The following is a 19,728-nucleotide window of genomic DNA, read 5'->3' as shown; positions in this document are numbered from 1 at the left end:
CCTGCTCCTGCGCCGAAGCCGGCCAAACCCGCTCCGGCGCCGAAGGCGGAGAAACCGGCGCCGCCGATCGTGCTGCCGCCGCCCGCACCGGCGCCCGGCGCCTGCACCCCGGCGCCGCAGAGCGCGCCGTCCAAGGTCTGCGCGGCGCTCGACTACAAGAACACCCAGCTGCGCGAACAGATCGGCCAGCTGGAAGAGAAGGTGAAGGTGCTGCAGGTGGCGATGGGCGCCAGCCCGGCGGCGGTGACGGCGCCGAAGCCCGCGAAGGCCAAGCCGCGCAGGAAGCCGGTCCCGGAGCCGGTGGACGAGACGCCCTGGGGCTGGATCGGCGGCGGCATCGCGGCCTTGCTGGCGCTGGCCGGCGGGATCGTGGTGGCGAAGCGGCGGGGGAAACCGGTCAAGCCGCGTGCCGCCGCCGCGCCGAAAGCGCCCCTGATGGCACGCTTGCGCCAGCGTTTTCCTCGCAAGAAATCCGCTCCGAAAGCGGCCGAACCGACCTTGGAAGAGGATGCGCACGACACGTCTACACAAGCTTAAAATTTGCGTTATACTAATTCCGTGGTCGACGAGATCACAGACGGCGCAGGGTCTGGCGCAGCCACCACCGATAGCGTGGCGCGATAAGCAGGCAACCGTTGAATAAACGCCTGTGTCCGGAAGCAGTCCACTAGCCTGCAGCGGCGGTGGGCGCCGGAAGCAACCGGCAAGAGGCGACACCAGGAGATACCTGGTGCTCGCTCTCCACATTCCGCGGCTGAGCCAATGGCTTGGCTGCACCAAAAGCGCCCGAGGGCGCTTTTTTCATTTCCGGGATTGTGTTCGAGCTGCAGGGCGGGAAGTAAAAAAGGCGCACGAGGCGCCTTTGTCATTTTCGCAAGTTACTGCTCAGTGCGCTTGCATCGCACGGTCCAGCTGGCCCATCCACGGGTCGGTCACGTCGCGGATCGCGCGGTCGTTGGCCATCAGCTGCTTGAGCAGGTCGATCTTGCGCAGGCGCTTGGCGCCGTCCAGGGCCGGCACGCCGGTCGCGGCGGCGCGCGCTTCCACCTTGGCTTCGCTGCCGAGCTGGTCGAAATTCTTCCAATCCCCGGTCTGGGCCGCGCTCGCCATCTGGCCGGTGAGGGTGGCCAGGTTTTCGTACATCGAGAGGACTTCGTTCGCGGTCATGAGTGCACCAAGGCTGAAAACTCCGGCCGGATTGCCGGTTGTCTACATCGTTATCGGATGCACTTTCGGGAACTTTAGGGTTTTTTCAAAAAAATTTGAAAATTTTTATAGGCAAGGAAAGTTGTCATTAAAGCATGGCAAATCGCTACGCCGTGTTTCAGCCGATGTGCCCTACAATGCGCGCTATTCCCCGTATTCGGCAGTTTGGCCCCGTTTTTTGCAGTCTGTCGCATTCGGGGCGCATGCGGGAGCAGGCTTGCATAGAGTGCAGCCTGAGAAGTTGCGCAGTCCGGCACGAGTCCGGACGCCCGAACAAGAACGAGAGAGACACCATGAGACATATGCCGGTCATGCGCAAGGCGGCTGCCCTTGCGCTTGCAGTCACGGCCGCCGCTGCCCAGGCAGAAGCGCCTTATTCGTTTGCCGCCACCCCGGGCAAGCTGCCCAAGGACGTGGTGCCCACCCAGTACGCCGCCCACCTGGTGGCCGACGTCCCCGGCAACACCTTCCGCGGCACCCAGACGGTCGACATCGAAGTCCTGAAGACCACCTCGGTCATCATGCTCAATGCCGACAACATGGAGATCGACGGCGCCAGCCTGTCCGGCAAGGGCCTGAGCCAGCTGAAATTGACGCCGATCCTGGACCGCAAACAGCAGACCCTGCGCTTCGAGCTGGCCCAGCCGCTGGCCCCCGGTAAATACCAGCTGGCGCTGCAGTTCCGCGGCCAGATCACGCGCGAGGCGCGCGGCCTGTTCTATGTCAACTACAAGGCGGGCGGGGCGGACAAGAAGCTGATCGCCACCACCATGGCGCCGACCGACGCGCGGCGCGTGCTGCCGACCTGGGACGAACCGGCCTTCCGCGCCCGTTTCAAGCTGACGGTCGACGTGCCGGGCAACTTCAAGGCCTATTCCACCACCCCCATCGAGAAACAGGAAAGCCTCGGCGGCGGCATGCAGCGCATCTCCTTCGGCAACACGCCCAGGATGCCGAGCTACCTGGTGGTGCTGGTGGCGGGCGAGATGGAGCGCCTGGCCGGAAAGCAGGACGGCGTCGACATCGGCATCGTCACCACCGAGGGCAAGCTGGGCTCGGCCGCCTTCCCGCTGGCCGCCTCGCGCGACCTGCTGCACTACTTCAACGACTACTTCGGCGTGCCGTATCCGCTGCCCAAGCTGGACCAGATCGCGATCCCGGGCGGTTTCAACGGCGCGATGGAAAACTGGGGCGCCATCGTCTACAACGAGCCGACCCTGCTGGTCGACCCGAAACGCAGCCCGGAGCGGGTCAAGAAGCTGTCCTTCGCCATCAATGCGCACGAACTGGCCCACCAGTGGTTCGGCAACCTGGTGACCATGGCCTGGTGGGACAACCTGTGGCTCAACGAAGGCTTCGCCTCCTGGATGGCGGCCAAGGCGACCCAGCACTTCCACCCCGAATGGCGTCCCTACCTGAGCGGCATCGCCGAGCGCGAGTACGTGCTCAACCTCGACGCGCGCAAGACCACCCACCCGATCCAGACCCCGGTCGACAACGAAGAGCAGGCCGCCGCCGCCTTCGACGCCATCACCTACCGCAAGGGCGAGGCCTTCCTGCGCATGCTCGAGGCCTACCTGGGCGAGGAATCCTTCCGCAAGGGCATCCGCGCCTACATGGCGAAGCACCAGTACTCGAACACCACCTCGGCCGACCTGTGGCAGGCGCTGGAAAAGGCCACCGGCAAGCCGGTCGAGAAGCTCGCCTCCGACTGGACCCTGCAGCCGGGCTTCCCGCTGGTGAAGGTGGAACAGGCCTGTGAGAACGGCAAGCGCAAGGTGACCCTGTCGCAGGAACAGTACCGCCTCGACGAACCGGCGACGGAAAAACGCCTGTGGAACATCCCCGTGCAGGTGGGCACCGTCAACGGCAAGGCCTGGACCATGCTGCTCTCGGGCCCGAGCCAGAGCTTTACCCAGGCCAGCTGCGAAGGCACGCTGGTGGTCGACCCGTACAGCGTGGGCTACTTCCGCGTGCAGTACGATCCGGCCAGCTTCCAGGCCCTGGCGGCCCAGGCGCCGCAGTTGCGCGACTCCACCCGTTTGAAACTGCTGACCGATGCCTGGAGCCTGGTGTCCGGCGGCCGCATGCAGCTGGACGGCTACCTGAAACTGGTCGAGAGCTACCGCGACGAGCCGCGCCTGGCCGTGTGGGATTCGATCCTGTCCAACCTGCGCACCCTCGACACCCTGGCGCGCGGCGAGCCGGAACAGGCCCTGATCCGGCGCTTCCTGATCGGCTTCGCGCGCCCGAAGTTCGACAAGCTGGGATGGGAAGAAAAGCCGGGCGAACCGGTCGAGGACGGCGAACTGCGCGGGATGCTGGCCACCGCGCTGGCGCGCGCAGCCGATCCGCAGGCCATCGCCGAGGGCAAGGCGCGCTTTGCGCGCTACCTGGAGAATCCGTCTTCGGTCTCGCCGGCCATGATCGACTTCGTCATGAGCACCGCCGGCCGCTACGCCGACGCCGCCACCTATGAGGCGCTGGCGGCGCGCGCCGCGGCCGCGCCCAACAGCGAAGAACGCAACCGCTTCGGCAAGGCGCTCACCAGCGCCCAGGACCCGGCATTGGCGGCGCGCACCATGAAGGCGCTGATTTCGCCGGACACCCCGCCGGACATCATTCCCTACATGCTGTTCGGCGTGGCCGGCGAGCACCTCGACCAGACCTGGGCCTTCGCCACCGCCAACCGCGACGCTCTGCTGCAGAACATGGAAGCCCTGGGGCGCTACGCCATGTTCGCCGGCATCGTCGGCTCCTCGTCCGACCCGCGCCATGCCGACATGATGGAAGCCTACGTGCGCAAGAACTTCGGCCCGGACGCCGTGGTCGAAGCCGAACGCATCGGCAATGGCGTGCGCATCCGCGCCGCTCAGAAGGAGCGCCTGCTGCCCCAGGTGCGCGCAGCTTTGAAATGACAACAATGACTTCACCAGGAGACAAGAAAGCCATGAAGACCCGCTGGACACCAGTTAAAACCGCCATCGCCCTGGCCCTGTGCGGCGCCACGTTCGCCATGACCCCCGGCTTTGCAGCGGAGCAGGGCGCAGCCGCCACCCAGGCCAAGCCGGCCGCCGCCACCATGCTGCCGGGCGACGACTTCTTCGCCTGGGCCAACAGCGAATGGCTGGCCAGCACCGAGATTCCGGCCGACCGCGGCGCCTGGAGCTCGATGCACGCCCTGGCCGACGAGACCAACCAGCGCATCGTCAAGCTGATCGAAGCCGCGGGCGCCGACAAGGCCGCCGGCGCCGAAGCGCGCAAGGTGGCCGACTTCTACAACGCCTACATGAACGAAGCGGCGATCGAAGCCGCCGGCGCCGCGCCGCTCAGGCCGCACCTGGCCAGGATCGAGGCGATCAAGTCGCGCACCGACCTGGCGCGCGTGCTGGGCGCCTCGCTGCGCGCCGACGTCGATCCGCTGAACGCCACCAACTTCGAGACCGAGAACCTGTTCGGCGTGTGGATCAACCAGGGCCTGAACGAACCCGGCCGCAACGTGCCCTGGCTGCTGCAGGGCGGCCTGGGCATGCCGGACCGCGCCTACTACCTCGACAACAATCCCAAGATGGCCGAGCTGCGCACCAAGTACCAGCAGCACATCGCCGCCATGCTGACCCTGGCCGGCTTCGACAAGGCCGAGGAACGCGCCCTGAAGATTTTCGCGCTCGAATCGGAGCTGGCGCAGAGCCACGCCTCGCGCGAAGAATCCGCCGACATCCAGAAGGCCAACAATGTCTGGACCGCCAAGGACTTCGCCAGCAAGGCGCCGGGCATGGACTGGAAGACCTTCCTGTCGGCCGCCGGCCTGGGCAAGCAGGACCGCTTCCAGGTCTATCATCCGGGCGCGGTGACGGGCGCGGCGCGCCAGGTCATGGCGACCGACATCGGAACCTGGAAGGACTACCTGGCCTTCCACCTGGTGAACCAGTACGCCAACACCTTGCCGAAGGCTTTCGGCGACCAGCGCTTCGCCTTCTACGGCAAGGCCCTGGGCGGCACCCCGCAGCAGTCGCTGCGCTGGAAGCGCGCGCTGTCGGCCACCAACGGCGCCATGGACGACGCGGTCGGCAAGCTCTATGTCGGCAAGTACTTCCCGGCCGAGAACAAGGCCCGCATCCAGCAGATGGTGGGCAACATCAAGGACGCCTTCGCGCGCCGCATCGACAAGCTCGACTGGATGGCTCCGGCCACCCGCGCCCAGGCCAAGGAAAAGGTCCGCACCATGTACGTGGGCATCGGCTACCCGGACAAGTTCAAGTCGTACGAGGGCCTGCAGGTTTCGCCGACCGACGCCTTCGGCAACGTGATCCGCGCGCAGCAGTTCCACTACCGGCAGCAGCTGGCCAAGCTGAGCCAGAAGCCAGACCGCAGCGAATGGTGCATGCCGCCGCAGCTGGTCAATGCGGTGAACCTGCCGATGCAGAACGCGCTCAACTTCCCGGCCGCGATCCTGCAGCCGCCGTTCTTCGATCCGCAGGCATCGGATGCGGCGAACTACGGCGCGATCGGCTCGGTAATCGGCCACGAGATCAGCCACAGCTTCGACGACATGGGCGCCCAGTTCGACGCCCAGGGCCGCCTGCGCGACTGGTGGACCAAGGAAGACCTGGCCCACTTCAAGGCCGCCTCGCAGAAGCTGGTGGAGCAGTATTCGTCCTATAAGCCCTTCGAGGACCTGGCGCTGAACGGCCAGCTGACCCTGAGCGAGAACCTGTCCGACCTGGCGGGCCTGGCGGCGGCCTACGATGCGTACAAGCTGAAAGGCGGCGAGAAGGCGGCGACCCAGGAGGCGGACCGCGAGTTCTTCACCGGCTACGGCCGCGCATGGCGCACCAAGATGCGCGAAGCCAGCCTGCGCCGCACGGTGCTGACCGATGGGCATGCGCCGGCGCAGTATCGCACCTATACCGTGCGTAACCTGGATGCGTGGTATGACGCGTTTGGGGTGAAGCCGGGGCAGAAGCTGTATCTGGCGCCGCAGGAGCGGGTGCGCGTTTGGTAAGTGCTTGGGTGCACATCATGCGCTAATGGTGTGCGTGCAAACGAGGCCGGTACGACGATTCAAAAGGAGCGGGCCAACAGCGTGTTTATCTCTGTTGCCAGCTTAAAAACCGTCGTTCCGGCGAAGGCCGGAACCCAATTCCCAAGCGTAGCGACTGCATTAGCGCTCGCCACATAAGCCGGCAACGCGTTACGATTCACCCCATGACCCCCGACGACATCACCCGCCGCACCCTCGAGCACTACAACCGCAGCGCCGAGGCCTTCTTCGCCGGCACCATCGAGCACGACGTCAGCCAGAACATCGATGCGCTGCTGTCCGCCATCACCGCCCCGGCCCCGTACACGATCCTGGACCTCGGCTGCGGCCCCGGCCGCGACCTGAAGACCTTCACCGCCCTCGGCCACCGCGCCATCGGCCTGGACGGCAGCGAAAAATTCGCCGACATGGCCCGCGCCTACAGCGGCTGCGAAGTCTGGCGCCAGGACTTCCTGCACCTCGACCTGCCGTCTTCGATGTTCGATGGCATCTTTGCCAACGCCGCCTTGTTCCACGTGCCCAGCGCCAACTTGCCGGACGTCCTGCAACACCTGTTCAACACCCTCAAGCCCGGCGGCGTCCTGTTCAGCTCCAATCCGCGCGGCCACAACGAGGAAGGCTGGAACGGCCCGCGCTACGGCAGCTATTACGACTATGAAACATGGGAACGCTTCCTGACCACCGCCGGCTTCACGCCGCTGCATCACTATTACCGTCCGGCAGGATTGCCGCGCGAACAGCAGCCCTGGCTGGCCAGCGTCTGGCGCAGGCCTGAGCGTTAACCAGCGTACAGAGTGGCCCGGCAATCGCGCCTAAGGTGAAGCTTCGATTCACTACAGCATGAGGTGACCAGGATGAACGACGACCAAATCAAAGGCCAGGCCAAGAACATCGGCGGCAAGATTCAGCAGAAAGTCGGCGAGGCCGTCGGCAGCCGCCAGCAGCAGCGCGAAGGCCTGTCGAACCAGGCCGAGGGCAAGGTCCAGGAAAAAGTGGGCGATGTGAAAGACATCGTCAAGGGCAACCGCTGATTCCCAGCCTTCTCAAACAAAAGCCGCGCAGTGCGCGGCTTTTTTCATCCCGAGTCCTTGCGGGCAGGCGTCCGGTCGCCCAGCACGTCTTCGATATAGAGCATCTTGACCAGCACCGACAGGACCGCCGCCAGCGGCGTCGCCAGCGCCACCCCGGCAAAGCCGAACAGGGTGCCGAAGATCAGTTGCATCACGATCACCAGGGCCGGAGGCAAGTCCACCGCGCGCGCTTCGATCAGCGGCTGCAGCAGATAGCCTTCGACCAACTGGACGCCGACGAACAGCAGCACCGTGTAGAGCGCGAGTTCGGGGCTGATCGACAGCGCCAGCAGCACGGCCGGCACGCCCGCCATGATCGGGCCGAGATAGGGAATGAAGTCGAGCAGGCCGGCAATGATGCCGAGGATCAGCGCCAGCGGCACACCCAGCATGCTCAGGCCGACCGAGGTCGCGATACCGACGATCAGCATCGACGCCGCCTTGCCCATCAGCCAGCTGGCCAGTGTATGGCCGAGCTCCTGCAGCACCTGGCGGGCGCGGTCGCGCCGGGTCTGCGGAATCAGGCGCACGGCGCCGCTGGTGTAGAGATGGGGTGTCGCTGCGAAGTAAATGCCGACGAACAAGATGATGATCACGTTGCCGACGGCGCCCAGCACGCCCGTGAAGAACAGGCCGGCGTTCGGCACCAGGTTGCCCAGCTGCTTGACGATGGTTTCCGGCGGCGGCAGTTCGGAGGCGATCCGCTTGAGCAGCGGATGCTGGGCCACTTCGTTCTGCAGCCGCTCCACGGCGGCCGGGATTTCCTTGGCGAGCTTGTTCGATTGTTCCGAGATCTGCGGCGCCATGGCCCAGCCGCCCAGGCCGATGATGGCGAGCAGGAGCAGCACGATCACGGTGAGCGCCACTTTGCGGTTCAGGCCGAAACGGCGGTGCAGGATGTCGCTCAGCTTGTAGAGCAGCACGGCGCACAGGATGCAGGCGAAGGTCAGCAGCAGGGCGTCGGCGGCCATGACGATGGCGGCGACGCCGAACAGGAACAGCACCGCGATGCCGTTGATGAGCGTGGCGCGGCGCGCTAGCCGGCGCTGCGCCTGCGGCGGTTCGGGCGGTGGATGCGAAGCGGTCGGGTGGTCGTCATGCATGGCCGATACCTCGGTGAGCGGCAGCGCCGCGTTGACAAAAGATTAGCATTTACCTTGATCAAACGTCGCGCGGATGAGCTGACGCGACTGTGTGCGGACGCGAACAGAAGAGCTGTATGTGGATTGCTATTCTGATATCACCGTGTGAATGAAAGGAGAAAGCCATGAACAAGGATCAAGTCGAAGGCAAACTGCAGGATATCGGCGGAAAGATTCAGGAAGAAGCCGGCAAGCTGGTGGATAGCCCTGAGCAGCAGGTGAAAGGCCTGAAGAACCAGGTCGAGGGCAAGACCCAGGAGAAGCTGGGCGATGCACGCGAAGCGCTGGATGAAGCGACGCGTCGTCGTTGAGCGTTTGCTTGGGTGAGTTGGGGAACAGCCGCCGGGAGGCGGCTGTTGTCATTTTGGGGTGTGCTGGGGAAGCCAGGTTTGCATGAGTAAGCGCACAAATAGAAACGGCCGCGATCACGCGGCCGTCTCCGGGGAAAAGCGCAGTTTACTTCGCCTGCGTCCCGCCCAGGTTCTTCTTGAAGAACGCCTCGATCATCCCATACACATGGCGCTGGTTCACCTTGCCCGAAATGCCATGCTTGGCGCCCGGATAGGTCATCAGGTCGAACTGCACATTGCGCTTCACCAGCTCGTCGATCAGGCGGGTGGTGTTGGTGAACAGCACGTTGTCATCCGCCATGCCGTGGATCAATAGCAGCGGCGACTTCAGCCCATCCAGGTGCGCGAACACGCCGCTGCGCTTGTAGGCTTCCGGATCGCCCTTCGGCGTGCCGCCCACGAACTGCTCGGTGTAGTGGGTGTCGTACAGCGCCCAGTCGGTTACCGGCGCCACCGACACGCCCATTGCGATCTTGTCCGACGCCGCCGCCAGCAGGCGCAGGGTCATGAAGCCGCCATAGCTCCAGCCGAACACGCCCACGCGCTTCGGATCGACGAAGCTCTGCTGGCCCAGCCATTCGATGCCGGTCAGCTGGTCTTCGACTTCGTGCTTGCCCAGGTTGTTGTAGATGACGTCGGTGAACTGGCGCTCGCGGCGGCTCGAGCCGCGGTTATCCAGGCGGAACACCACGAAGCCCTGCTGCGCCATGTACTGGTCGAAGTAGTTGCCCCAGGCGCGGGTCACGCGCTGCGAGTGCGGGCCGCCGTAGGTGAACAGGAACACCGGATAGCGCTTGCTCGCATCGAAGTTGGCCGGCTTGATGATCGAGTAGTGCAGGGTCTGGCCATCCTTGGCCTTGATCGTGCCGTACTCGGTCGGCAGGTGGTCCGGCAGGTACTTGGCGTACGGGTGGTTCGCGTTCAGCTCGTTCTTTTCCAGCCACTCGACCATCGAACCGTCGGCGCGGCGGATCGATACCTGCGGCGGGGTGCGCGGGTTCGAGTAGGTGTCGACGAAGATCTTGCCGTTGCCCGCGAACGAAGCGTCATGCCAGCCGTCGCCGGTGGTGATGCGCGCCGGCTTGGCGGCGTTGCTGCCGTCCAGGTTCAGGGCATAGGTCTGCTTGTCGATCACGGCGTCGCGGTTCGAGGCCACGTACACCTTGCCGGCGTTCTCGTCGACCGCCAGGACGCTGTCCACGCCCCATTCGCCGGACGAGATCGGATGCAGCAGCTTGCCGTCCAGGCCGTACAGGTAGAGGTGGTTGCGGCCGCTGCGCTCTGAGGCCCAGATGAAGGCATTCTTTTTCTTCAGGAAGCGCAGGTCGTTGTGGATGCTGACCCAGGTCTTCGAGCTCTCGGAGAACAGCGGGCGCTGGGCCAGGGTGGCGACGTCCACGGCCACCAGGTCGAGGCGCTTCTGGTCGCGCGTCTGGCGCTGGTAGATCAGGGTCTTGGCGTCGGCGCTGAAGTCGGCGCGCACCAGGTAGATGTCCTTCTCGGCGCCCAGGTCGATCTTGCGCTGCTCGCCGCTGACCGGGTTGACGATCATCAGGTCGATCAGGACGTTCGGGTCGCCCGCGGCCGGGTAGTGCTGGTCGATCACTTCGGTGCGGTCGGCGAAGATCTCGAAGCGGCGCGCCACCGGCACCGGTGCTTCGTCATAGCGGCGGTAAGCGATGAAGGAATCGTCCGGCGCCCAGTAGTAGCCGGTGTGCTGGTCCATCTCTTCCTGCGCCACGAACTCGGCCTCGCCGTTGTGCACGGTGCCCTTGCCGTCGGTGGTCAGCTGGCGCTCGGCGCCGCTGCCCAGGTCGACCACCACCAGGTTCTGGTTGCGCACGAAGGACACATAGCGGCCCTTCGGCGAGATCTTCGGATCGATCACGTTGCCCGAGGCGATCTTGCGCGCGGCCTCAGGCTTGTCGGCATCGACCAGGTAGAGGTCGCCGGCGATCGGCACCAGCAGCTGGCGGCCGTCCGGGGACCAGAAATAGTTCAGGATGCCCGACAGGCCGGCGGTACGGGCGCGCTCGCGGCGCGCCTTCTCTTCCAGCGACAGCTCCTCGTTCGGCACCAGGCGCTTGGAATCGATCAGGCGCTGGGTTTTCTTGCTCTTGGTGTTGTACTCCCACAGGTCCAGCTGGTACTGGTTGTCGCTGCGGCCGCGCAGGAAGGTCACGCGTTCGCCATCGGGCGACACGCGCAGCGTGCGCACGCCGGGGCCGGCCAGGGCCGGTTCACCGTAGATGCGGTCCAGCGTCAGGCGTTCGGCCGAAGCGGGAGCGGCCGCGAGAGCGGCCAGGAGAAGGAGGAGAGGGCGCATAGAGTCTCTGGATCTAGTTAATTTAGTGCAACGGCGAGACGATACCAGAGTCGGGCTGGAAACGCTGTAAATATGCCTATGCACGCCCCTCGCGGATCCGCTGGCGCGCCAGCTTCTCGAACGACCAGGTGAGCAGCACCGCCGCCACCGTCAGGCCCATCACCAGGCCGATCCAGAAGCCGGTCGATTCCATCGGTGCGGCGGGCGCCCACGGGAACCATTGCGGCGCCAGGCCCAGGATGGAGCCGACCGGCAGCGACACGCCCCAGAAGGCCAGCAGCTGGATGATCATGGGCGGACGCGTCACGTGGTAGCCGCGGATGGCAGAGGCGGTGGCCACCTGGGTGGCGTCCGACAGCTGGAACAGGGCGGCGAACAGCAGCAGGTGGGCGGTGGCGGCCTGGACCGCCGGGTCCGAAGTGTAGGCAGCCGCGATTTCCCAGCGGAAGATGGCAATGCCCAGGGCCGAGAGCGCACCGAAGGCGACCGACATGCCCACGCCGACCCAGCCCACGAAGCGGGCGCGCACCGGATTGCCTTCGCCCATGGCCTGGCCGACGCGGGTCAGCATGCCGATCGCAAAGCTCAGCGGCACCATGAACACCAGCGAGGAAAAGTTGAGCGCCACCTGGTGCGAGGACACCTGCACCACGCCGAAGCGCGCCACCAGCAGGCTGATCAGGCCAAAGGCGCTGACCTCGGCGAAATAGGTGACGCCGATCGGCAGGCCGAGGCGCAGCATCGAAGCGATGGTCTTGCTTTCGGGACCCTCCCAGCGGTCGAAGGGATAGGTCATGCGATACGCGGGCGACAGCTTCACCCACCACACCATCAAGCCCAGCATCAGCCACATGCCGCTCGCCGTCGACACCGCGCAGCCGACCGCGCCCAGCGCGGGAAAGCCCAGGTTGCCGAACACCAGCAGCCAGTTCATCACCACGTTGTAGACCAGGCCGAAGATGGCGATCCACATGATGGGCATGGTCTGGTTGATGCTGGTCGTGTAGCCGTACAGCGCCCGGTAGCAGGCGAAAGCCGGCATGCCGATGCTGATGACGTGCAAGAACAGCGAGGCGCGGTCGGCTACGGCGGCTTCCAGGCCGACATGGTCGAACAGCAAGGTGCACAGGTTGGCGAACAGGCAGGCGACGATACCGACCAGCAGGCCTTTCCACATCGACTGGCGCACCGAATGCGGGACCTGGTCGTAGCGCGCGGCGCCGATCTCGTGGGCGACCACGGTATTGATCGCCATCATGGTGCCCATCACGGTGACGAGCACGATGGACCAGACCGAGGTGCCGAGGGACACGGCGGCCAGCTCTTCCGCGCTGACGTGCCCGGTCATGGCCACGTCCGCCACACCCATGCCCACGGTCGCCAGCTGGCCGACCAGCATCGGCCAGGACAGGCGCCACAGGGTGGCGATTTCGGTGCGGACGGGCGACGAGGTCGCGACGGAAACGGTGGCGGTCATGGCAATTCAGGTGCGCGGGGGAAAACCTCCGATTCTACTGTCTTATTGCTAAGTCCGCGTGATATTGGGGAGCGTGCTGCGGCCGCTTCTGGTTGAAATGCAAGCCGTCGACCATCACATATGGCGCATCTCACCCATCCAATCTGATCCAGGAGCAAGCTCGTGGAATACAAGGATTATTACCAGACCCTCGGCGTCGAACGCGGCGCCTCGGCGGACGAGATCAAGAAGGCCTACCGCAAGCTGGTGCGCAAGTACCATCCCGACGTGAGCAAGGAGGCCGACGCCGACCACAGGACCAAGGAAATCAACGAGGCCTACGACGTACTGGGCGACGCCGAGAAGCGCGCCGCCTACGATCAGCTCGGCCGCGGCCACCACGCTGGCGAGCAGTTCCGCCCGCCGCCCGACTGGAGCGAGCAGTTCGACTTCGGCGGCGCCGGGGGCGACGACATCTTCGCCGACCTGTTCGCCCACATGGGCCGTGGCCGGCACGCGCGGCGCGGCGGCTTCCAGATGCGCGGCGAGGACATCCACGCCGCGATCGCCATCGACCTGCGCGACGCCTACCAGGGCGGCAGCCGCACCGTCAGCCTGCGCGTGCCCCAGCACGACGCGCACGGGCGCGTGACGAGGCAGGAGAAGACGCTGAACGTCACGATTCCGAAGGGCGTCACGCCCGGCCAGCAGCTGCGGCTGACGGGGCAGGGGCACCCGGGCGCCGGCGGCGCGAAGGCGGGAGACCTCTATTTGGAGATCCAGTTCAATCCCGATCCGCGCTACCGCATCGAAGGCGTGCACGTGTACGAGAACGTGCCGGTGACGCCCTGGGAAGCCGCGCTCGGCGCCAAGGTGTCGGTGCCGACGCCGTCCGGTGCGGTGGAGGTCACGGTGCCGCCCGGCTCGCAGAGCGGACGCAAGCTGCGCCTGAAAGGCAGGGGTATTCCGGCGGCCCAGCCGGGCGACCTGTACCTGATCCTGGATGTGGTGCTGCCGCCCGCGAACAATGACCGCGCACGCGAGCTGTACCAGGCCATGGCGCGGGATCTTGCGTTCAATCCCAGAACTGCGTGAGGAGCGAGACGATGCAACGAAACGGATCCATGAGCGAATCCTTGAGCGGCGTGCTGCTGGACGATATCGCGCTGACCCTGGACGAGCTGGCGTGCGCCTGCAGCGTGGAACCCTCCTGGGTGGTGCGGCACGTGGAAGCGGGCGTGCTGGGCGACCTGACGGTCGGGGTGACGGAATGGCGCTTCCGCAGCAAGGACCTGGCGCGGGCGCGCCGCCTGCTGCACCTGGAACGCGATTTCGACGCGAACGAAGAACTGGCGGCGCTGGTGCTCGACCTGGCCGATGAAATCCGGCGGCTGCGGGGGCGGCTGCATGCGCTGGGCCTGAAGCCCTAGGAGGAGTGAGGTCCGCGGGACTAATTTTTGCGCGCCCGCAATGCTTCCATCATCGATCTGTCCGACCTTAAGGAGTCAGCACAGAGGGGGCCGAGATGGAAGAGCTGCTGCCATACTATGAACGCGAACTCGTCTACCTGAACACGGTCGGCCGCGAGCTTGCCCAGCAGTATCCCAAGCTGGCGGACGCCCTCGGTCTCGGCGTCGAAGGCAGTGAAGATCCACACATCCGCCGCCTGATCCAGGCCTGTGCGCTGCTCAACGCCCGCACCGCCAGGAAGCTCGACGACGACTATCCCGAACTGACCGAGGCCCTGCTGGGCAGCCTCTATCCCCACTTCCTGCACGGCATTCCCTCCTGCTCCATCGTGCGCGTGGACACCGGTTCCGCTCCGGCGGGACGCGAGCTCAAGCTGGAACACGTTCACATCGTCCCGCGCGGCACCGAGATGAGCTCGCTGCACGGCAAGGGGACGCTGTGCCGCTTCCGCACCACCAGCGCGCTGGCCATCGCGCCGGTCACGGTGGCGCGCGCCTGCTTCGAGCCGACCCTGCACGCGCCGCCCAAAATGCGCCTGCCGGCGCGCGCCAGCGCCCGCATCAGCATCGCCCTGGAGAGCGCCATGCCGGCGCGCATGCTGCACCAGCTCGGCCTGCCGCGCCTGCGGCTCTATGTGGATGCCGATAACCTGCTGAGTTCGGCGCTGCTCGATACGCTGTTCATGCAGGCGTCGGGCGCTTATGTGGAGGCGGATGGCCTGGAATCCTGGCGCAAGCTGGAGCGCTTTCCGCTCGCGCTCGGCGGACTCGACGACGAGGAGGCGCTCGTGCCTGCCCAGCCCTACGAGCACGCCGCCTACCGCCTCCTGAGCGAATACTTCGCCTTCCCGGAGAAGTTTCATTTCGTCGATATCGACCTGGCCGCCCTGGCCGGCGCCTTACCGGCCGGTGCACGCCGCTTCACCCTGCATGTCGTATTGGCCGGTCTGCACGCCGACGCCAACGCCGCCCGCATCCTCAAGCCGCTGTCGGCAGCGAACTTGTTGCCAGGCTGTGCCCCGGCCGTGAACCTGTTCGCGCAGCCGGCCAGCCCGGTCCGCATTACCCAGCGCGTCACGATGTACGACGTCATCCCGAGCAAGCATGAAGACGGCATCGAGGTCTACAGCATCGATTCGGTGCACGTGCTCAAGACAGAAGGCGGCAAGGCGAACAGCGTCGAATACCGGCCCTATTACGGCTTGCGGCACGGGGAGGGAGGAAGGCGCAGCCAGCGCTACTGGTTCGCGCGGCGCGACGATGGCGGCGACCGGAGGCACCGCATGAAAATTGCCTTCACGGACGACGAGGCCTTGCTGCCGGACGACGAATCGAGCGTGGCGTCCATCGACCTCACCTGCACCAACGGCCCGCACGCCTGCACGGCAGGATTCGGCGCGCCTGGCGGCGACCTGATGAGCGAGACCGCCACCAACGGCCTGCCGATCCGGATGCTGCGTAAACCAACTGCGCCGCTGCGCTTCGCCAGCCGTGGCGGCACACATTGGCGCCTGGTGACCCAGCTGGCGCTGAACCACCGCTCGCTGGCCGACCTCGATGCTTTCCGCGAAGCGCTGTCGCTGTACGACCTGCCGCGCACCGCCGCCACCCAGCGCCAGATCGCCGGAGTGCTCGCCCTGCGCGCCCATCCCGCGACGGCCTGGCTGCGCAACCGCTACGGGTCCAGCCTGGTACACGGCACCGAGATCACGATGACGGTCGACGAAGAGGCCTTCGCCGGCAGCAGCCTGGCGGTTTTCGGCCAGGTCGTCAGCCGCTTTTTCGGACTTTCCGTTCACCTGAACAGCTTCACGCGCCTGGTGCTGGTCTCGAGCCAGGGTGATAAGGAATTGCTGCGATGCGAAGCACGCAATGGCGACCTGAGCCTGGTGTGATCGGCTGGCTGTTCAAGGCGCCGCAACGGGTCGAGTTCTTCCAGGCCATCCGGCTGCTGCTGCGCTGGCTGGCTCGCCAGGGCATCGCGCCGGAGCGCGCGCTGGGCGGCGTGATCCGCTTCAGGAACAGCCTCGGCCTTGGATTTCCTTCGAGCGACATCGAAGCCATCGCGTGCAGGGTGGACCAGGGCGAGACGGCCGTGGAGGTGCAGCCATTGCTGATGGGCTTGCTCGGCGTGGCTGGCACGCTGCCGCTGCACTACACCGAGCGCATTGCGGCCTGGGAGGCGGCGACGGACGACGCCAGCGTGCGCGCCTTCTTCGACATGTTCTCGGGGCGGCAGCTGGCGCTGTTCTACCGCGCCTGGTGCAAGTACCGCGTGCGCTTTGGAACGGAGGATGGACAGGACCGCTTGCTGCCGCTGCTGCTGGCCATCGCAGGCGTGGCGCGGCGCGATGGAGACGCCTTGCCTGCGGCGACCTTGGCCCGCTTCGCCGCCCCCTTGCGCTGCCGGGTCGTGCCCGGGAGGATGGTCGCCGGCGTGCTGGCCGAGTATCTTGGCGTGCCGGTGCAGGTGCTGCAGTTCACCGGGCGCTGGGACGTGCTGGACACGTCGCTGCGCACCCGGCTGGCCGCGAGCAACTGCACGCTCGGCGCCGGCAGCACCGTCGGTGCGCGCCTCGTGCGGCCCGATCTCGGCATCCGACTCCGCCTGGGACCCTTGTCCAGCCTGGACTTCGAACGCTTCCTGCCCGGCGGCAGCGGCGCCCGTGTCGTGGCCGCGCTGCTGGACCGGTTCGCCATCGAGCTGCCCTACCGCGAACTGCAGGTGGTGCTGCGGCGCGAGGACGTCGACGGCGCCAGCCTGGACGGCACGACGCGGCTGGGACTGGACGGATTTCTTTCCACTTCGGCCGACCGGTGCGACCGCGAAGACCTCTGCTACCTGCTCGACTAAGCCCGGATCATCCGCGCGACGTGCGGCCGGCCACGGCCCTACAATCGTCCTGGACAACCAAACGAATCAGCAAGGAGGGCATATGGGCGAAGAACTCGAGCAGGCCACGATGCAGGATCTGAAGGGAAGGCGGGTCGCCGTCCTGATGACCGACGGCGTCGAACAGGTCGAATACACGGAACCGCGCAAATACCTGGAGCAGCTGGGCGTGCAGGTGACCCTGGTGTCGCCCAAGCGCGCGGGCGAGGACGTCCAGGGTTTCAATCACGACCAGCCGGGCGACAAGTTCACGGTGGAGATGAGCGTGAGCGAGGCGCGGCCCGCGGACTTCGACGCGCTGCTGCTGCCGGGCGGCGAACGCAATCCGGCGGAGCTGCGCAAGAATGCGGAAGCGATCCGTTTCATCAAGGAATTCGGCGATGAGGACAAGCCGATCGCCGCCATCTGCCACGGTCCGTGGGCGCTGATCGAAGCGGGGATCGCGGAATCGAAGCACCTGACCAGCTGGCCGGAAATCCAGGACGACCTGCGCAAGGCCGGGGCGGAATGGACGGATGAGGAAGTCGTGGTCGACGGCAAGCTCATCACGAGCCGCAAGCCGGATGATATTCCGGCGTTCAACAATGCGCTGATGAAAGAGCTGATGGTGATCCAGCAGGCGGGGACCGATCCGGGACCGACTTCCTGAACGCTGGAGGCGCATACAAAAACAGCCCGGTTGTCCGGGCTGTTTTATTTCGGTGCCGGTTCAAGCTTTCCGGATACTCAGCGCAAATGCTCCCACAGGGTCAGGCCGCCCACCGCGATCAGCACCAAGCCGCCGAAGATTTCCGCGCGCTTGCCGACAATGGCGCCAATACGGTGTCCAATCAAGAGGCCCAGCGTCACCATCGACAATGTCGCCACCCCAATCGCGACGGCAGGCGTGACGATGCTCGTATCCGCGAAGGCCAGGCCGAAGCCGACAACCATCGCATCGATACTGGTGGCAAATCCCGTCAGCGCCAGCAGCCAGAAGGGGCGCTTGGCCACGTCCTCGGCATCTTCCGGCTCGCCCATGCCTTCATGAATCATGCGCAGACCCATTCCGGACAGCAGCACGAAAGCAATCCAGTGGTCCCAGGCGGCGACATACGATGCAGCGAAACTGCCGAGCATCCAGCCGATCACGGGCGTAATGCCTTCGATCAGGCCGAACAGCAAGCCGGTGCGAAGCGCTTCGCTGATGGGGATGTGATTGCGGCGGGCGCCCATGGCGATCGCGACGGCGAAGGCGTCGGTCGACATGGCAAGGCTGAGGATGAGGATGGCGGTGAGCGTCATAAAGCTTTCCGATCGGGCATGACAAAGGCACGCATGCGTGGCCCGAACGTCACGCATGCATGCCCATGGTCTTGCCAACCGGTCGGCTTCCGCACCATGACGGCAGAGCGTCAAGTATGTTGATGCGGAAACTTCCATAACGGAAGCAGGCTACTCCCCAAAGGGTGGCTTATAGTAGCGCATACAGAATGGCTGAGCAAGCATCGGCCGGCGCTGGAGCGGTGCTTTGACGGCGAGAGAAGGGCTGTCATTGGCGCTGCATATTTGTACCAAGGCACAAGTAAAAGGACAGCAGATGAAGCTCGTTTTGTTACCGGGGATGGATGGCACAGGGCGCCTGTTTGCGCCACTGCTCGGCCGCCTCGATGACAGGGTGGAGCCTGTCGTTATCGGTTACCCCGAACATGAACAGCTCGACTATGGCCAGCTTCATCGGTTTATACGCGCACGATTGCCAAGGGACGAGCCATTTGTCCTGTTGGGAGAGTCGTTCTCCGGACCGATCGCGATCATGCTGGCTGCCGAAGCGCCGGCAGGGCTGAGTGGACTTATCTTGTGCGCCACTTTTGCTCGGAATCCGATGCCGGCACTCGCTCCGTTCGGACGCATCGCTGCGGGTTTGCCGCTGAAAGCATTACCGGTAAGCGTCATCGCACTTGCTCTTTTCGGGCGCGCTTCCTCCTCATCCTTGCGCAAGGCGCTGAACGGGGCGCTTGCCGGCGTCGCGACTCAGGTCATGCGGCGGCGGATGTCCGAAGTACTGGATTGCGACGTCAGCGCGTTGGCAAAAACAATCCGGGTTCCTTCGCTTTATCTGCGGGGAACAAAGACCGCCTGGTCTCCTTGCGAAGCGCGCATGAATTGCAGGACTGTGTCCCTGGGCTGAAGATCGCCACCCTGGATGCGCCCCATATGGTGTTGCAAACCATGCCCGCTCAGTCGGCAGAGCTGATCCATGCATTTGCGAGTGAACTCTGCACGCAATAGTCATATGCGACGAATCTGAAGGCAGAAATAAAAAAGCCGCTGACGAATCAGCGGCTTTTTGGAAGAGGTTGGTGGAGGCGGCGGGAATTGAACCCGCGTCCGCAAGCACTCTACAGACAGTTCTACATACTTAGCACTATCAATTAATTTAACTTAGGCAACGGGGATGTGCACCCTTTGACTAAGCGAGTTACCTATTATTTAGCAGTCGACCAAGTAACCCGGCCTACTGCGAGCCTCTGTAAATGACTCCACGAACCTTGCGGTACACCCCAGAGGCGAGGTGGTGTGGAGCTAGCAGCAATTAAGCTGCGAGTGCGTACGAGTTATCGTTTGCAGTTATTGATTTCTGGGTGTATTTACGAGGTAACCAGCCCTCGGTATGCCCTGCGCTGCTTTGCAACCCACGTCGAAACCAGGTCGCCCCCAACGAGAGAACCTCCATTGTACCCCAAGCTGCATGGATGTACAGCGGTTTTACTTAGATCAGGCTTAGAACGC

Annotated in this window: 16 protein-coding genes, 1 other RNA gene, 1 pseudogene and 1 riboswitch; of the genes and pseudogenes, 12 read left to right on the top strand and 6 right to left on the bottom strand. The window is 65.0% G+C overall.

Going from position 1 to position 19,728, the window contains the following annotated elements; all coding sequences use genetic code 11:
* Window positions 1–537, top strand: a pseudogene (locus J8847_RS22240) (hypothetical protein); the annotation flags it as partial.
* A gap of 348 nt (window positions 538–885) precedes the next feature.
* Here J8847_RS22240 and J8847_RS22235 read toward each other — a convergent pair.
* The gene (locus J8847_RS22235; RefSeq protein ID WP_211526864.1) at window positions 886–1,167 is read right to left on the bottom strand and encodes a flagellar protein FliT; all 282 of its coding nucleotides are present in this window, start codon (window positions 1,165–1,167) and stop codon (window positions 886–888) included.
* A 332-nt stretch (window positions 1,168–1,499) separates the two neighbouring features.
* On the opposite strand from J8847_RS22235, the gene J8847_RS22230 reads away from it, so the two are divergent.
* The 4 genes from J8847_RS22230 (at window position 1,500) to J8847_RS22215 (ending at window position 7,281) form a co-directional block, all read left to right on the top strand.
* Window positions 1,500–4,124, top strand: a complete 2,625-nt coding sequence (locus tag J8847_RS22230) for a M1 family metallopeptidase (protein WP_211526863.1) — start codon at window positions 1,500–1,502, stop codon at window positions 4,122–4,124.
* A 32-nt stretch (window positions 4,125–4,156) separates the two neighbouring features.
* Window positions 4,157–6,211: a M13 family metallopeptidase gene (locus tag J8847_RS22225; protein ID WP_211526862.1), complete on the top strand. Its 2,055-nt coding sequence runs from the start codon at window positions 4,157–4,159 to the stop codon at window positions 6,209–6,211.
* A gap of 203 nt (window positions 6,212–6,414) precedes the next feature.
* Window positions 6,415–7,032 carry a bifunctional 2-polyprenyl-6-hydroxyphenol methylase/3-demethylubiquinol 3-O-methyltransferase UbiG gene (locus tag J8847_RS22220; protein ID WP_211526861.1) on the top strand — a complete coding sequence of 206 codons (618 nt, stop codon included), beginning with the start codon at window positions 6,415–6,417 and terminating at the stop codon, window positions 7,030–7,032.
* A 72-nt stretch (window positions 7,033–7,104) separates the two neighbouring features.
* Window positions 7,105–7,281 carry a CsbD family protein gene (locus tag J8847_RS22215; RefSeq protein WP_211526860.1) on the top strand — a complete coding sequence of 59 codons (177 nt, stop codon included), beginning with the start codon at window positions 7,105–7,107 and terminating at the stop codon, window positions 7,279–7,281.
* 44 nt (window positions 7,282–7,325) lie between these two features.
* Here J8847_RS22215 and J8847_RS22210 read toward each other — a convergent pair whose 3' ends face one another.
* A complete protein-coding gene (locus tag J8847_RS22210; protein ID WP_211526859.1) occupies window positions 7,326–8,423 on the bottom strand; it encodes an AI-2E family transporter in 1,098 nt (365 codons plus the stop codon).
* Window positions 8,424–8,587: 164 nt separating this feature from the next.
* On the opposite strand from J8847_RS22210, the gene J8847_RS22205 reads away from it, so the two are divergent.
* Window positions 8,588–8,773 carry a CsbD family protein gene (locus J8847_RS22205; protein WP_211526858.1) on the top strand — a complete coding sequence of 62 codons (186 nt, stop codon included), beginning with the start codon at window positions 8,588–8,590 and terminating at the stop codon, window positions 8,771–8,773.
* 145 nt (window positions 8,774–8,918) lie between these two features.
* On the opposite strand, the gene J8847_RS22200 is transcribed toward J8847_RS22205, so the two are convergent.
* Together J8847_RS22200 and J8847_RS22195 are read right to left on the bottom strand one after the other, a co-directional pair.
* Window positions 8,919–11,138, bottom strand: a complete 2,220-nt coding sequence (locus J8847_RS22200; protein ID WP_211526857.1) for a S9 family peptidase — start codon at window positions 11,136–11,138, stop codon at window positions 8,919–8,921.
* A gap of 76 nt (window positions 11,139–11,214) precedes the next feature.
* Entirely contained in the window at window positions 11,215–12,615 is a 1,401-nt protein-coding gene (locus J8847_RS22195) for an MATE family efflux transporter (protein WP_211526856.1), read from the bottom strand.
* A gap of 162 nt (window positions 12,616–12,777) precedes the next feature.
* Here J8847_RS22195 and J8847_RS22190 point away from each other — a divergent pair, with 162 nt between their 5' ends.
* The 5 genes from J8847_RS22190 to J8847_RS22170 all read left to right on the top strand — a co-directional run bounded on the left by J8847_RS22190 (window position 12,778) and on the right by J8847_RS22170 (window position 17,605).
* Entirely contained in the window at window positions 12,778–13,689 is a 912-nt protein-coding gene (locus J8847_RS22190; protein ID WP_211526855.1) for a DnaJ C-terminal domain-containing protein, read from the top strand.
* Window positions 13,690–13,718: 29 nt separating this feature from the next.
* Complete coding sequence (locus J8847_RS22185) at window positions 13,719–14,024, top strand: chaperone modulator CbpM (protein ID WP_211526854.1); 306 nt, start codon at window positions 13,719–13,721, stop codon at window positions 14,022–14,024.
* A 95-nt stretch (window positions 14,025–14,119) separates the two neighbouring features.
* Complete coding sequence (gene tssF, locus J8847_RS22180) at window positions 14,120–15,958, top strand: type VI secretion system baseplate subunit TssF (protein WP_211526853.1); 1,839 nt, start codon at window positions 14,120–14,122, stop codon at window positions 15,956–15,958.
* Complete coding sequence (gene tssG / locus J8847_RS22175; protein WP_373999973.1) at window positions 15,955–16,917, top strand: type VI secretion system baseplate subunit TssG; 963 nt, start codon at window positions 15,955–15,957, stop codon at window positions 16,915–16,917. Before tssF ends, tssG begins: the two co-directional genes overlap by 4 nt.
* 82 nt (window positions 16,918–16,999) lie before the next feature.
* The gene (locus J8847_RS22170; RefSeq protein ID WP_229513130.1) at window positions 17,000–17,605 is read left to right on the top strand and encodes a type 1 glutamine amidotransferase domain-containing protein; all 606 of its coding nucleotides are present in this window, start codon (window positions 17,000–17,002) and stop codon (window positions 17,603–17,605) included.
* Window positions 17,606–17,682: 77 nt separating this feature from the next.
* On the opposite strand, the gene J8847_RS22165 is transcribed toward J8847_RS22170, so the two are convergent.
* Window positions 17,683–18,240 carry a manganese efflux pump MntP family protein gene (locus tag J8847_RS22165; RefSeq protein ID WP_211526851.1) on the bottom strand — a complete coding sequence of 186 codons (558 nt, stop codon included), beginning with the start codon at window positions 18,238–18,240 and terminating at the stop codon, window positions 17,683–17,685.
* A gap of 6 nt (window positions 18,241–18,246) precedes the next feature.
* A riboswitch (yybP-ykoY riboswitch) is annotated at window positions 18,247–18,411 on the bottom strand.
* 124 nt (window positions 18,412–18,535) lie between these two features.
* On the opposite strand from J8847_RS22165, the gene J8847_RS22160 reads away from it, so the two are divergent.
* Window positions 18,536–19,126, top strand: a complete 591-nt coding sequence (locus J8847_RS22160) for an alpha/beta fold hydrolase (protein ID WP_211526850.1) — start codon at window positions 18,536–18,538, stop codon at window positions 19,124–19,126.
* A gap of 170 nt (window positions 19,127–19,296) precedes the next feature.
* On the opposite strand, the gene ssrA is transcribed toward J8847_RS22160, so the two are convergent.
* Window positions 19,297–19,655, bottom strand: a transfer-messenger RNA (tmRNA) gene (ssrA, locus tag J8847_RS22155).
* Window positions 19,656–19,728: the final 73 nt, after the last annotated feature.

This window comes from Massilia sp. AB1, from assembly GCF_018119385.1.
Taxonomy (GTDB): Bacteria; Pseudomonadota; Gammaproteobacteria; order Burkholderiales; family Burkholderiaceae_D; genus Telluria.
This window is presented reverse-complemented; position numbering and strand designations above follow the sequence as displayed.

Coding starts and splice junctions, on each gene's coding strand:
- J8847_RS22200 (WP_211526857.1), bottom strand. CDS start 11,138: ATGCGCCCTCTCCTCCTTCTCCTGGCCGCTCTCGCGGCCGCTCCCGCT.
- J8847_RS22220 (WP_211526861.1), top strand. CDS start 6,415: ATGACCCCCGACGACATCACCCGCCGCACCCTCGAGCACTACAACCGC.
- J8847_RS22205 (WP_211526858.1), top strand. CDS start 8,588: ATGAACAAGGATCAAGTCGAAGGCAAACTGCAGGATATCGGCGGAAAG.
- J8847_RS22170 (WP_229513130.1), top strand. CDS start 17,000: ATGGGCGAAGAACTCGAGCAGGCCACGATGCAGGATCTGAAGGGAAGG.
- J8847_RS22230 (WP_211526863.1), top strand. CDS start 1,500: ATGAGACATATGCCGGTCATGCGCAAGGCGGCTGCCCTTGCGCTTGCA.
- J8847_RS22160 (WP_211526850.1), top strand. CDS start 18,536: ATGAAGCTCGTTTTGTTACCGGGGATGGATGGCACAGGGCGCCTGTTT.
- J8847_RS22165 (WP_211526851.1), bottom strand. CDS start 18,240: ATGACGCTCACCGCCATCCTCATCCTCAGCCTTGCCATGTCGACCGAC.
- tssF (WP_211526853.1), top strand. CDS start 14,120: ATGGAAGAGCTGCTGCCATACTATGAACGCGAACTCGTCTACCTGAAC.
- J8847_RS22195 (WP_211526856.1), bottom strand. CDS start 12,615: ATGACCGCCACCGTTTCCGTCGCGACCTCGTCGCCCGTCCGCACCGAA.
- J8847_RS22215 (WP_211526860.1), top strand. CDS start 7,105: ATGAACGACGACCAAATCAAAGGCCAGGCCAAGAACATCGGCGGCAAG.
- J8847_RS22225 (WP_211526862.1), top strand. CDS start 4,157: ATGAAGACCCGCTGGACACCAGTTAAAACCGCCATCGCCCTGGCCCTG.
- J8847_RS22210 (WP_211526859.1), bottom strand. CDS start 8,423: ATGCATGACGACCACCCGACCGCTTCGCATCCACCGCCCGAACCGCCG.
- J8847_RS22235 (WP_211526864.1), bottom strand. CDS start 1,167: ATGACCGCGAACGAAGTCCTCTCGATGTACGAAAACCTGGCCACCCTC.
- J8847_RS22185 (WP_211526854.1), top strand. CDS start 13,719: ATGAGCGAATCCTTGAGCGGCGTGCTGCTGGACGATATCGCGCTGACC.